This is a genomic window from Streptomyces sp. NPDC107471 (assembly GCF_055582845.1).
On record NZ_JBVJPC010000007.1, the window covers coordinates 302,443 to 315,037 of the forward strand.

10 protein-coding genes are annotated in these 12,595 nt (G+C 69.7%); 3 read left to right on the forward strand and 7 right to left on the reverse strand.

The annotated features are described in order from the left end of the window. Positions 1-11 precede the first annotated feature (11 nt). Complete coding sequence (arc, locus tag ACZ66S_RS24900; protein ID WP_469903717.1) at positions 12-1,778, reverse strand: proteasome ATPase; 1,767 nt, start codon at positions 1,776-1,778, stop codon at positions 12-14. A 244-nt stretch (positions 1,779-2,022) separates the two neighbouring features. On the opposite strand from arc, the gene ACZ66S_RS24905 reads away from it, so the two are divergent. Further along, complete coding sequence (locus ACZ66S_RS24905) at positions 2,023-2,328, forward strand: ferredoxin (RefSeq protein ID WP_280852521.1); 306 nt, start codon at positions 2,023-2,025, stop codon at positions 2,326-2,328. 68 nt (positions 2,329-2,396) lie between these two features. On the opposite strand, the gene ACZ66S_RS24910 is transcribed toward ACZ66S_RS24905, so the two are convergent. The 3 genes from ACZ66S_RS24910 to ACZ66S_RS24920 form a co-directional block, all read right to left on the reverse strand. Continuing rightward, positions 2,397-2,975 (reverse strand): hypothetical protein, encoded by a 579-nt coding sequence (locus ACZ66S_RS24910; protein WP_469903718.1) that lies wholly within the window; start codon positions 2,973-2,975, stop codon positions 2,397-2,399. 214 nt (positions 2,976-3,189) lie between these two features. Next, the gene (locus ACZ66S_RS24915) at positions 3,190-4,092 is read right to left on the reverse strand and encodes a tRNA (adenine-N1)-methyltransferase (RefSeq protein WP_280852519.1); all 903 of its coding nucleotides are present in this window, start codon (positions 4,090-4,092) and stop codon (positions 3,190-3,192) included. Between the two features lie 38 nt (positions 4,093-4,130). After that, on the reverse strand, positions 4,131-5,606 hold the full coding sequence (locus ACZ66S_RS24920; RefSeq protein ID WP_469903719.1) for a site-2 protease family protein: 1,476 nt from the start codon (positions 5,604-5,606) through the stop codon (positions 4,131-4,133). A gap of 871 nt (positions 5,607-6,477) precedes the next feature. Here ACZ66S_RS24920 and ACZ66S_RS24925 point away from each other — a divergent pair. Then, positions 6,478-7,350: a RecB family exonuclease gene (locus ACZ66S_RS24925; protein WP_469903897.1), complete on the forward strand. Its 873-nt coding sequence runs from the start codon at positions 6,478-6,480 to the stop codon at positions 7,348-7,350. Positions 7,351-7,364: 14 nt separating this feature from the next. Next, positions 7,365-8,036 carry a response regulator gene (locus ACZ66S_RS24930; protein WP_020141342.1) on the forward strand — a complete coding sequence of 224 codons (672 nt, stop codon included), beginning with the start codon at positions 7,365-7,367 and terminating at the stop codon, positions 8,034-8,036. A gap of 72 nt (positions 8,037-8,108) precedes the next feature. Here ACZ66S_RS24930 and ACZ66S_RS24935 read toward each other — a convergent pair whose 3' ends face one another. From ACZ66S_RS24935 to ACZ66S_RS24945, 3 genes are all read right to left on the reverse strand, one after another. Beyond that, a complete protein-coding gene (locus ACZ66S_RS24935) occupies positions 8,109-9,689 on the reverse strand; it encodes an ABC transporter substrate-binding protein (RefSeq protein ID WP_469903720.1) in 1,581 nt (526 codons plus the stop codon). A 113-nt stretch (positions 9,690-9,802) separates the two neighbouring features. Further along, complete coding sequence (locus tag ACZ66S_RS24940; RefSeq protein WP_469903721.1) at positions 9,803-11,407, reverse strand: ABC transporter substrate-binding protein; 1,605 nt, start codon at positions 11,405-11,407, stop codon at positions 9,803-9,805. 434 nt (positions 11,408-11,841) lie between these two features. Then, positions 11,842-12,540 (reverse strand): HAD family hydrolase, encoded by a 699-nt coding sequence (locus ACZ66S_RS24945; RefSeq protein ID WP_469903722.1) that lies wholly within the window; start codon positions 12,538-12,540, stop codon positions 11,842-11,844. Between the last annotated feature and the right edge of the window lie 55 nt (positions 12,541-12,595).

The following is a 12,595-nucleotide window of genomic DNA, read 5'->3' on the forward strand; positions in this document are numbered from 1 at the left end:
CCGCCCTGTCTTTACAGGTACTGACCGGTGTTCGCCACCGTGTCGATGGAGCGTCCGGTGTCGGCGCCCTGCTTTCCGGTGATGAGGGTGCGGATGTAGACGATCCGCTCGCCCTTCTTTCCGGAGATGCGGGCCCAGTCGTCCGGGTTGGTGGTGTTGGGCAGGTCCTCGTTCTCCTTGAACTCGTCCACGCAGGCCTGGAGGAGGTGGGAGACGCGGAGGCCCTTCTGGTTGTGGTCGAGGAAGTCCTTGATCGCCATTTTCTTGGCGCGGCCGACGATGTTCTCGATCATGGCGCCGGAGTTGAAGTCCTTGAAGTAGAGGACTTCCTTGTCTCCGTTGGCGTAGGTGACTTCCAGGAAGCGGTTTTCCTCGGATTCGGCGTACATGTGTTCCACGGCCGTCTGGATCATGCTTCCGACGGTGGTGGCCTTGCTGCCGCCGTGTTCGCCGAGGTCGTCGGCGTGCAGGGGGAGGCGCTCGGTGAGGTACTTGCCGAAGATGTCCTTGGCGGCCTCGGCGTCCGGCCGCTCGATCTTGATCTTCACGTCGAGCCGGCCGGGGCGCAGGATGGCGGGGTCGATCATGTCCTCGCGGTTGGAGGCACCGATGACGACCACGTTCTGCAGGCCTTCGACGCCGTCGATCTCGGCGAGGAGCTGCGGGACGATGGTGTTCTCGACGTCGGAGCTGACGCCGGAGCCGCGGGTGCGGAAGAGGGACTCCATCTCGTCGAAGAAGACGATGACGGGGGTGCCCTCGCTGGCCTTCTCACGGGCACGCTGGAAGACGAGGCGGATCTGCCGCTCGGTCTCGCCGACGTACTTGTTGAGGAGTTCGGGGCCCTTGATGTTGAGGAAGAAGCTCTTGCCGGTGGCCTGGCCGGTGACCTCGGCGACCTTCTTGGCCAGCGAGTTGGCGACGGCCTTGGCGATGAGCGTCTTTCCGCATCCGGGGGGTCCGTAGAGCAGGACGCCCTTGGGCGGGCGCAGTTCGTGCTCCTTGAACAGGTCCGGGTAGAGGTACGGGAGCTCGACCGCGTCGCGGATGGCCTCGATCTGGCCGCCGAGTCCGCCGATCTGCTCGTAGCCGATGTCGGGGACCTCTTCGAGGACGAGTTCCTCGACCTCGCTCTTCGGAACGATCTCGTAGACGTAGCCGGATCGGGGTTCGAGCAGCAGGGCGTCGCCGGGGCGGATGGTGACGTCCAGCAGCGGCTCGGCGAGCCGTACCACCCGTTCCTCGTCGGTGTGCCCGAGCACCAGGGCGCGTTCGCCGTCCTCGAGGATCTCCTTGAGGGTGACGATGTCCCCGACGCGCTCGAACTCCATGGCCTCGACCACGTTGAGCGCTTCGTTGAGCATCACTTCCTGGCCGCGCCGGAGCTCTTCGAGGTCGACGCTGGGGCTGACGTTCACCCGCAGTTTGCGGCCGCCGGTGAAGATGTCGGCGGTGCCGTCCTCGTTCGCTTCGAGGAAGACGCCGAAGCCGGCCGGGGGCTGTGCGAGCCGGTCGACCTCCTCCTTGAGGGCCACGATCTGGTCGCGGGCCTCACGGAGCGTGTTGGCGAGTCGCTCGTTCTGGGCGGACACGCCGGCCAGGTTGGTCTGCAGCTCGACGATCCGCTCTTCGAGAATCCTCGTGTGTCGCGGAGAGTCGGCGAGCTTGCGTCGCAGGACGGCGATCTCCTGCTCAAGGTAGGCAATCTGCCCGGACGGGTCGTCGGACCCTCGTCCCGGGCGGATGCCGCGGTTCATGTCGTCGTCGTGGGCTGCCACGGTCCTCACCTCCTCCAAGGGGAGCTGGACGCTTCCAGACCCTACCTGGGTGGGTGTCGATTGAAACCCCTAGATCACAAAGACTGTCGAGGTGTGTCCGATCTTCACCCTTGCGCTCTCCCTCACGCCAGGGGAATACCCACCGAACAAGATTGGAAAGCTGCCGAAGGTAGGGTCGAAGTGTTCAACACCCGTCAGAGCTGGCCGGATTCCCGTTCGGCTCGACGCATAAACGGCAGGAGAGATGAGAGTGCAGCAGGAGGTCGGGGCCGGCGGCGAGACCCTGGAGGTCTGGATCGATCAGGACCTCTGTACCGGTGACGGCATCTGTGCGCAGTACGCGCCGGAGGTGTTCGAGCTGGACATCGACGGGCTGGCCTACGTCAAAGGCGCCAACGACGAGCTGTTGCAGGACAAGGGCGCCACAACGCCCGTACCGCTGCCGCTTCTCACCGATGTGGTCGACTCGGCGAAGGAGTGTCCGGGCGAGTGCATCCATGTACGTCGGGTTTCGGACAGCGTCGAGATCTACGGTCCGGACGCAGAGTGACCGGAAAGCCACCCTGCGTGATGACTGTCTGATTTCTCACAGATGTGAGCCTGGCGTGAGTGCTTCGGTCAGACGGTGTGTGTGCCCGCGGGGGTCGAGCGGACGAACGCGCCGTCCTTCCACTGCCATTTCGCCTCGTCCTTCACGTCCGGGCAGCAACTGGGTACGTCGGACGTCGAGTAGCCGAGCAGGGTGGCGCGGACGGCGCCGTCGCTCAGCGTGAAGTCGGTGACGGTGTTGCGGGTCTTCGGGCTCAGCAGGGTGGCGACGACCCGGGGTTCGCCGGTGCCCTTCGCGTGTGTGATGACGTAGACGGCGTCGGGCGGGGTGCCCATGGGTGCGTCGCAGTGCACCACGACGACTGTTTCCGGCCGTCCGTCGCCGTCGAGGTCCCCGGAGACCCGTTTCTGCACCTTCGCCTTGACCGGGCCGCAGTCGATCGGGAAATGGACGTCGGCGGGGTCGGGGGCCGTCGTGGCCACCGGGGCGGTTCTGCCCTCGGGGCCGGCCGCCTGGGCCGCTGTCGCGGGGTTGGGCTGCAGGACCGAGGAAAGGGCCACGACTCCCGCCACGGCCGTGGCGGTGGCGAGCCAGTGGATCGGGCGGGTGTGCGTGTGTGCCAGTTCCGGGACGGCGGATTGCTGCACTAGGAGCGTCTCCTGTGAGGGCTGTGCCGGTGGGGGGGTGGCCAGCATGGTGCCACACGTCACAGGTCGGGGGAACGGCGGGGTGGGTACTCGTACGGGTTTTCCCGCCGTTTTCTCTGCCGCTCCCTCAACACGAAGGCGCCGGGGTGGAGTTCCGCTGGTCTGCGGGAACTCCACCCCGGCGCCTTTACGTTGACTGCGGCACGGGGCCGTCTCAGCGGCCGGAGCCTCCGTCGGCGTTGGGGCCGGCGTAGTCCTCGCCGTAGGCGCCCTTGGCGGGGCGGCGGCGGCGCATGGGCGGCTCGACGCCGTCGGCGAGGCGGCGGGCGGTGAGCAGGAAGCCGGTGTGGCCGATCATCCGGTGGTCGGGGCGGACGGCCAGGCCCTCGATGTGCCAGTTGCGGATCATCGTCTCCCAGGCGGTCGGCTCGTTGAAGCAGCCGATCTCGCGGATGGACTCCACGGTCCGGGCGAGCTGGGTGGTGGTGGCGACGTAGCAGCACAGGATGCCGCCGGGCACGAGGGCCTTGGAGACGGCCTCCAGGCACTCCCAGGGGGCGAGCATGTCGAGGATGACACGGTCGACGTCGGCGTCGGACAGGTTGTCCTGGAGGTCGCCGACGGTGAGCTGCCAGGCGGGGTGCGGGCCGCCGAAGTAGCGCTCCACGTTCTGCTTCGCGATGTCGGCGAAGTCCTCGCGGCGCTCGTAGCTGTGCAGCATGCCCTGGTCGCCGATGGCGCGCAGCAGGAAGCTGCTGAGTGAGCCGGAGCCGACGCCGGCCTCCACGACGCGGGCGCCGGGGAAGATGTCGGCGAAGGCGAGGATCTGCCCCGCGTCCTTGGGATAGACCACGGCGGCACCGCGGGGCATGGACAGGACGTAGTCGGGGAGCAGGGGGCGCAGCGCGAGGTAGGCGACGTTACCGGTGGTGCGGACAACGCTGCCCTCGGGTGCCCCGATCAGCTCGTCGTGCGGGAAGGAACCCTTGTGGGTGTGGAAGTTCTTTCCCTCTTCGAGCGTGAACGTGTAGTGGCGGCCCTTGGGGTCGGTGAGCTGAACCTGGTCCCCGACCTTGAAGGGCCCGCGCCTGCGGGCGGCACCGGTCGGTTCGGACATGTGAACAGCCTACCGTTCCACGGAGGGGCCTCCGACCACTAGGAGGGTCTGGCCATGGCCTTCACGAAGGCGCGCTCGACGTCGGCCGCGGACAGGACGCCGTAGATCTCGCCGGTCTCCTCGACGACGAGGTACTCGGTGGCGGGGGTCGCGCGCAGGGTGTCCAGGAGGTCCTCCCCGGCGAGCTCGGCGGAGACGCGCATGCCGTCGGTGAGGTCCTGGGCGAGTCCGCTGACGGCGACCCAGGGGCGGCGGTGTTCGGGTACGCCGACGATGGCGGCCTCGCGGACGAGGGAGAGCGGGGTGCCCTCGGCGTCGACGACGACCAGGGCGCGGGCGCCGGCGTCGTTGGCGCGGCGCAGGGCCTCGGAGAGGGGGGTGTCGCTCTCGACCGGGACCGCGCGGCGGGTGAGGGTGCGGGCGCGCAGGTCGGGGAGGTGTTCGCGCAGGCGGGCCATGCGCAGGCTGTTGCCGGCGCCGGTCCAGATGATCGCGGCGAGGATCGCGGCGAGCAGGGCGTCCATCACGGTGTCCATGCCGACGTTGTCCTCGGCGGAGGAGCCGAGGGCGCCGGACTGGGTGAGCAGCGGGAGGCCGATGAGGACGCAGACGGCGAGGGCGCGGCCGACCCAGGCGGCGGCGATGGTGCCGCTCATGGGCCTGCCGGTGATCTTCCAGACGACGGCGCGGAGCATGCGGCCGCCGTCGAGGGGGAGGCCGGGCAGGAGGTTGAAGGCGGCCACGATGAGGTTGGAGACCATCAGGCCGGCGAGCAGGACGCCGGGGACGGTGCCGGGTTCGACGGGCTGCATGGCGAGGTAGAAGAGGCCGGCGAGGACCAGCGAGAGGAGCGGGCCGACGAAGGCCAGCACGAACTCCCGGCCGGGGGTCTCGGCCTCCTTCTCGATCTCGGAGACCCCGCCGAAGAACTGGAGCTGGATGCGGCGGACGGGGAGCTTGAAGCGCAGGGCCGCGACGGTGTGGGCCAGTTCGTGGACCAGGACGGAGGCGTAGAAGGCGACCGCGAAGAAGAGGGAGACGAGGTAGCGGGCGGCGCCGAGTTCGGGCAGCACGCGCTCCAGTTGGCCGCCGAACACCCAGGTGATGAGCGCGGCGACGAGGAACCAGCTCGGGGCGACGTAGACGGGCACGCCGAAGGGACGGCCCATCAGGAGGCCGCCGCGCGGCTGGGGGGACGGCGGCGGGGGGCTCTTGGGGGCGCCGGAGTGGGCGAGGGTGCGGTGCTCGTGGCCGGGGTGCCCGTCGGGCTGTCCGGTACCGGTCCCGGTGTCCTGGGGGGTGTCGTCGTCCGGGTCCTGCTGTCGTACGGCGGCGGGGCCGTCGCCCGTGTCGTCGGGGTGCGGTGTCGCGGTGGACGGGGCGACCGCCCGGTTGCCGTTCTCGTGCTGGTCGGGGGCCGTGGGGTCGGTGGTGCGGGCCGTGGGCCCTGTGTGGGGCTCGACCGGCCGGTCCGTACCGGGCCGCGGCTGCCCGCTCCCGCCGCTCTCGTCCACGATGTCCCCTCGTTCGAAGCGTCTTCCGCGCCTGCGGTGCGGAAGGGTCTCGGGTCGATGGTATGCGGCGGTCCCGCCGCGGCCCGCCCCGGCACCCCCCGTGTTTCCTCAGGAGCCACAGCGGTCACGGCCGCGAATGGGTCACTGTCAGTGGCGGGCCGTATGGTCTGTGGTCATGGAGACGAGCACGGAGGCCGTGGCCGAGACCTCAGCCGATGCCCCGGAGACAGCGGCAGCGGCCCGCCCGGGCACGGCCGGGCAGCAGGGTGGGGACACGTCCGCCGATGAGCCGGGGGCGACCGAGGTCTCGCTCGCGGCGCGCCCGGGTCCTGCCGATGCGGACAGCGGGCCGTCGGCGACGGTCCCGGTCGGGCAGGAGAGTGAACCGCGGGCGGTCGACGCGGTGCCCGCTCCGCAGCCCGAGGCGACGCAGGAACCGGCCGCAGCGACCACCGACGTGGCACCGACGGTGACCACCGGGACGACGGACACCGCGCCCGAGACGTCTCAGGAGACGGACGCGGACCACGCCGACAGCGCGCCGGCCGCGGCTCCGACCACGCGGGAGAGCGGGGACGGCGCCGCGGATGCTTCCGGAGCCGGGCTCGCGCCGCGGCCCGGGACCGCTCAGGAGACGGACGCGGACCACGCCGACAGCGCGCCGACCGCGCCGCAGAGCGGAGACGGCACCGCGGATACCTCCGAAGCCGGGCTCGCGGCGCGAGCCGGCGCGGGCGAGGGAGCGGAGACCGTCGGTGCTCGGAGCACGCCTGCGCCGGTCGCCCCGGCTGCCGGCGGTCCGGAGGGTGTCGCTGTCGAACCGGACGTCGCGCGTCCCGCTCCCCCACAAGCCCCGGCCGTCGACGAGACGGTGGTGGGCGGCGGTGGCTCGGGTCGGGCGGCCGGCGCGCCCGCTTCGCTCTCTCCCTCGCGGGCCAACGACTTCATGCAGTGTCCGCTGCTGTACCGCTTCCGGGTGATCGACCGGCTGCCGGAGAAGCCGAGTGCGGCGGCGACCCGGGGGACCCTCGTGCACTCGGTGCTGGAGCGGCTGTTCGACGCCCCGGCCGGGGAGCGGACTCCGCCCGCGGCCAAGTCGCTGATCCCCGGCCAGTGGGACCGGCTGCGGGAGAGCCGGCCGGAGGTGCTGGAGCTGTTCGCCGACGACCCGGAGGGCGAGCGGCTGGCGCGGTGGCTCGCCGAGGCGGAGCAGTTGGTCGAGCGGTGGTTCACCTTGGAGGACCCCGCCCGTCTGGAGCCCGCGGAGCGGGAGCTGTTCGTCGAGGCGGAGCTGGACTCGGGGCTGCGGCTGCGCGGCATCATCGACCGGGTGGACGTGGCGCCGACCGGCGAGGTGCGGATCGTCGACTACAAGACCGGCAAGGCGCCCCGGCCGGAGTACGCCGAGGGCGCGCTGTTCCAGATGAAGTTCTACGCCCTGGTGGTGTGGCGGCTGAAGAACGTGATCCCGCGCCGGCTGCAACTCGTCTACCTCGGCAGTGGTGACGTCCTGACGTACGACCCGGTCCTCGCCGACCTGGAGCGCGTCGAGCGCAAGCTGCTGGCGCTGTGGGAGGCGATCCGGCAGGCCACGCGGACGGGCGACTGGCGGCCGCGTCCGACCAAGCTGTGCGGCTGGTGCGATCACCAGGAGCACTGCCCGGAGTTCGGCGGCACTCCCCCGCCCTATCCCCTGCCGGTGGAGGCGGCGTCCGGCGAGCAGGGCAGAATGGGGCCGGGCTAGCGAAGGAGACACACGTGGCCATCCGCGTCCTACTGGTCGACGACCAGCCGCTGCTGCGTACCGGCTTCCGGATGATCCTGGAGGCCGAGCAGGACATCGCGGTCGTGGGCGAGGCCGGAGACGGCCTGCAGGCTCTCGACCAGGTGCGGGCGTTGCAGCCCGACGTGGTCCTGATGGACATCCGTATGCCGCGGATGGACGGTGTGGAGGCGACCCGGCAGATCACCGGTCCCGGGCGGGACGGTCCGGCCAAGGTGCTGGTGCTGACGACGTTCGACCTCGACGAGTACGTGGTGGAGGCGCTGCGGGCGGGGGCCAGCGGGTTCCTGCTCAAGGACGCCCCGGCCAACGAGCTCGTGCAGGCGATCCGGGTGGTGGCCGCGGGTGAGGCGATGCTCGCGCCGAGCATCACGCGCCGGTTGCTCGACAAGTACGCCACGCATCTGCCGTCCGGTGACGAGCCGGTGCCGGACACCCTGCACACGCTGACCGACCGCGAGGTCGAGGTGCTGAAGTTGGTGGCGCGCGGGCTGTCGAACGCGGAGATCGCCGCGGATCTGTTCGTCAGCGAGACCACCGTGAAGACGCATGTCGGCCATGTGCTGACGAAGCTGGGCCTGCGGGACCGGGTGCAGGCCGCGGTGTACGCGTACGAGAGCGGTCTGGTGCGTCCCGGCGCGCAGTAGCGAGGAGTGGTACGGCGAAGAGGGCGCCCCTTTCCTGACCGGGGGCGCCCTCTTCGTGTCCGTGGGGCCGGATCAGCCCTTGCTGAGTTCCCAGAAGCGGAACACCGTGGACGGGTCGAGGCAGTACTCGAGGCCGTAGACGTCGTCGCGGACGACGGCGTACTGCTTGGCCTGCCAGACCGGCAGGACGGGGACGTCCTCGGCGACGAGGTCCTGGAGCGTGCCGAAGGGGTCGTCGGTGGCGGAGCGGTCCGGCTGGGCGGCGGTCTCGGGGATGAGCGAGCCGGTGATCTTGTTGTTGGTGTAGTTGTTCTCCAGCACGTTGCCCTTGCCGAAGAAGGGGGCCGTGAAGTTGTCGGCGTCCGGGTAGTCGGGCACCCAGCCCTTGACGTAGACGCCGTACTTGCCGGCCGCGATGTCCTTCTCGTACTGGTCGAAGGGCACGGACTTCACGTCGGCGTCGAACAGCCCGCTGGCGTCGAGCTGCTGGGCGATCGTCTTGAGTTCCTGGTCGGTGGCGGGGCCGTAGCGGGACGGCGTCGACCACAGGGTCAGCTTCACCTTGCCGGTGATGCCCTCGTCGGCGAGGGCGGCGGCGGCCTTGGACTTGGACGGCTGGGCGCCGTAGGTGTCGAAGAAGGCCGTGTTGTGGCCCGCGATGCCGGCCGGGACGATCGAGTAGAGCGGGGTCGCGGTGCCCTGGTAGACGTCGTGGATGAGGGCTTCGCGGTCGAGGAGGTAGGCGATGGCCTTGCGGACGCCGAGTTGTCCGGTGACCGGGTCGTCCATGTTGAAGACGAGGTGCTGGACCTCGGCGCTGGTGCCCTCGACGACCTCGACGCCGGAGTCGGGCGCGGCGTTCTCGATGTCGGCGATGTCGCCGGCGCTCAGTCCGCGGTAGGCGAGGTCGATCTTGTTGCCGGTGAGGGCGGTCTTCAGGGCGGCCTGGTCGCCGTGGAAGAACTTGAGGGTGACGCCGGAGTTCTGGGGCTCGGCGGCGCCCTCGTAGTTGTCGTTGACGGAGAACACGGCCTGGTCGTCGTCGAACGAGTCGAGCCGGTAGGGGCCGGAGCCGACCGCCTCACCGTCCTCGCGCAGGCCGTCGGCGTCGTACTGCGTGTGGTCGACGATGGAGCCGGCGCCGGAGGCGATCTTGCTCGGGAAGGTCGCGTCGGGGGTGTTCAGCCTGAAGACGACGGTCTTCTCGTCCGGCGTCTCGACCTTGTCCAGCATCGGGAACATGATCGCGGGGCCGGCGTCGTCGTTGATCTTCAGCGTGCGGTCGAAGGAGAACTTGACGTCCTCGGAGGTCAGCGGGTCACCGTTGCTGAACTTGAGGCCGGTCTTGAGGGTGCACTCGTACACCTGTGTCCTGGTGTCGGTGAACTCGCAGCTCTGGGCGGCGTCCGGCTCCGGTTCCGTGCCGCCCTTGGGGAAGCTGAGCAGCGACTGGAAGACGTTGTTGAAGAGCAGCCAGGAGCCGGGGTCGTAGCCGGAGGCCGGGTCCGTGGCGAGGACGTCGTCCGACATCCCCATGACCACGGAGGAGCCGCCGGCACCGGAGTCCCCCGACTCCGTGCCGCAGCCGGTCAGCAGACCGGCGGCGAGCCCTGCCGCGATCGGCAGGACCTGCCACTGGATGCGCTTGTTCACGTGCGAGTGCCTTGTCGTCGGTTCGTGTGGGATCCCGGGCCCGTCCGCCTGGGCCCGGGGCGCGGGAGGCGTCGACGGTGGTCAGTCGCGGACGCCTTGGCCGAGCGGGCCGGTCAGCCGCCGACGCCCTTGCCGAGCTCCCAGAGCTGCAGCGTCGACGAGGAGTTGAGCGCGTAGGCGGTGCCCGTGACGTCGTCGCGTGCGGCGACGTACTGCTTGCCCTGCCACAGCGGCAGCACGGGGACGTCCTTGGCGACGATGTCCTGGATCTCGGTCAGGCTTCCGGCCGCGGAGAGACGGTCGGCCTCGCGGCGGGAGTCCGGGATCAGGGTGTTGCGGATCTCGGTGTTGGTGTAGGGCGAGCCGAGGAAGTTGTCCTTGTCGAGGAACGGCGCGAGGTAGTTGTCGGCGTCGGGGAAGTCCGGGAACCAGCCCATGCCGTAGACGTCGTACTGGCCCTTCTGCTCCGCGGGGCGGAAGGTCTTCCAGAGGGCGCCCTGGATACTGACGTCGAAGAGCCCGCTGGCGTTGAGCTGCTTCTGGAGGTCCTCGAACTCCTCCTTGGTGCCCGACCCGTAGTGGTCGGTCGTGTAATGGAGGGTCAGCTTCACCGGGGTGGTGACGTTGGCCTGCGTCAGCAGCGCCTTTGCCTTGCTGACGCTCGGGTCGCCGTACTTGTTGAAGAACGAGTTGGAGTGGCCGGTGATGGTGGCGGGGACCAGCGAGTAGAGCGGCTCGGCCTGGGTGCCGTAGACCCGGGAGACGAGTTCGCTGCGGTTGATGAGCTGGGCCATCGCCTGGCGCACGGCACGCGACTTCACGGTCGGGGCGTTGGTGTTGAAGGCGAGGTAGCGGATCTCCAGGCCGGCCATCTCGACCAGGTCGACGTCGCCGCCGGACTCGTTCGACAGCTTCTGGATCTGCTGCGGCGACATGGTGCGGGTGATGAGGTCGATGTCGCCCTTCTCGAGGGCGGTGCCCATGGCGTCGGCGTCCGTGTAGGAACGCAGCACGACCTTGTCGTTGTTCACCGTCAACGACCCCTTGTAGTTGGGGTTCTTGGTGAACACGGCGTCGACGAGCTCGTCGTTCTTGACGTCGGCCTTCATGGTGTACGGCCCGGAGCCGTCGACGTCGAAGCCGTCGCGGAGCTTGTTCTTCGCGTAGTCGTCGGGGTTGACGATGCCGGCGACCGGGGTCGACAGCTTGTACGGGAAGGTGGCGTCGGCGGTCTTGAGGTGGAAGATGACCTCGCGGTCGCCCTTCGTCTCGACGGTGTCGATGGTGGAGAGCAGGGCGAAGACGCCGGAGTCGGCCTTGAGGGCGCGGGCGCGGTCGATGGAGTACTTCACGTCGGCCGCGGTGATGGCGTCGCCGTTCGCGAACTTCAGACCGTCGCGCAGGGTGCAGACGTAGCGTTCGTTGCCGCTGTCGCTGAAGCCGCAGGACTGGGCGGCCTCGGGCACCGGGTCGCCCTCGCCCTTGGGCGAGATCATCAGGGTCTGCACGGTCTGGCGCAGGACGTTCCAGGTGCCGACGTCGTAGGCGAAGGCGGGGTCGAGCGGCGCGGGTTCGCTCTTCGTGGCGGTGAACCGGTCTGTGGTGCCGACGCCGATCGCGTCGCCTCCGCCACTGCCGCTGTCGGACCCGCCGCAGGCGGCGAGCACCGGCGCGAGCAGACCTATGACGGCCGGCAGCACCAAAGTCTTGCGGTTCATGCTCGAGTTTCTCCAGAGCTCTTGGGTCCGTGTACCCGGCATGCAGGGGTGGTGCGGCGGATCACGGGGTTAGGGCGATGTTCTCAGCAGGAGATTAGTCGGCGCCTGCACGAGGGTTCGCTGCGACCGGAGTTGGGCTTCCATCACGCTGTGAAACCGGGTGCGGACGCACCGAAAGGCCGCCAGGGGAAGGATTGGTGCACGGTTTCACCAATCAGGACACATGGGCGCGCCCGCGCCTCCCGCAACGGGGTGTCCGGCACAGCATCGGCCGTGTGTCGAGAGGCTGTCGAGTGGGGAACGTCACACTCTCATGGAGGTGTGGGCGAGCTGGAATTCGATCGTCCGGTGGGCCGCCAATTCCGGCGACAGGGCCCAGGGGAATTACCGTGCTATGCGTGCTGCACGCTGGGTGAACACCGGAGGCATTTCCGTCATCGAAGGGTGATCAGACCGCGCAGAAATGCCAGGTCGACCTCTTCGAGCGAGGCGACGACCGTGCGTCCCGGTGCGGCGGGGATGGGCGCGACGGAGGGCACCACCACGACCTGGCAGCCGGCGGCCTCGGCGGCGGCGACACCGGTCGCGGTGTCCTCGACGACCGCGCATCTGGCGGGGTCCGCGCCGAGCCCGGAGGCGGCGAACAGGTACGGGTCGGGGTGCGGCTTGGTGCGGGGCACCTCGTCGCCGGCGACCGTGAGGGCGAAGTGCCGGCGGCCGAGGGACTCGAGGACCCGGTCGATGATCCGCCGGTGCGAGGCGGAGACCAGGGCCGTGGGGATCCGGTGCGCGGACAGTTCGGCCAGCAGCCGGGTGGCGCCGGGCATCAGCGGCAGGGAGCGGCCGATGCGGTCCTCGAAGCCCTGGTTGAGCAGGACGGTGAGCTCGGGGAGGGTGATGTCGGCGCCGGTGGCCTCGATCAGGAAGCCCGCGCTGCGGGTCATGGGGCCGCCGACGACGACATGGCGCCAGGAGTCGTCGAGGGTGTGGCCGAGTGCGGCGAAGACCTCGACCTCGACGTCCCACCAGAAGCCCTCGGTGTCCACCAGGGTGCCGTCCATGTCGAGGAGGACGGCCTGGAGGGCGGAGCCGTCTGCCGAACGGGTCAATGGCGCGGGGACCGTGCTGGTCATCCACGTACCTCCTCGAGGGACGAGCAGGCCGGCTCCCACGAAGGGAACCGGCCTG

Excerpts from the sequence above, each read along its gene's own strand:
- ACZ66S_RS24905 (WP_280852521.1), top strand. The coding sequence starts at position 2,023 with ATGAGAGTGCAGCAGGAGGTCGGGGCCGGCGGCGAGACCCTGGAGGTC.
- ACZ66S_RS24915 (WP_280852519.1), bottom strand. The coding sequence starts at position 4,092 with ATGTCCGAACCGACCGGTGCCGCCCGCAGGCGCGGGCCCTTCAAGGTC.
- ACZ66S_RS24940 (WP_469903721.1), bottom strand. The coding sequence starts at position 11,407 with ATGAACCGCAAGACTTTGGTGCTGCCGGCCGTCATAGGTCTGCTCGCG.
- ACZ66S_RS24945 (WP_469903722.1), bottom strand. The coding sequence starts at position 12,540 with ATGACCAGCACGGTCCCCGCGCCATTGACCCGTTCGGCAGACGGCTCC.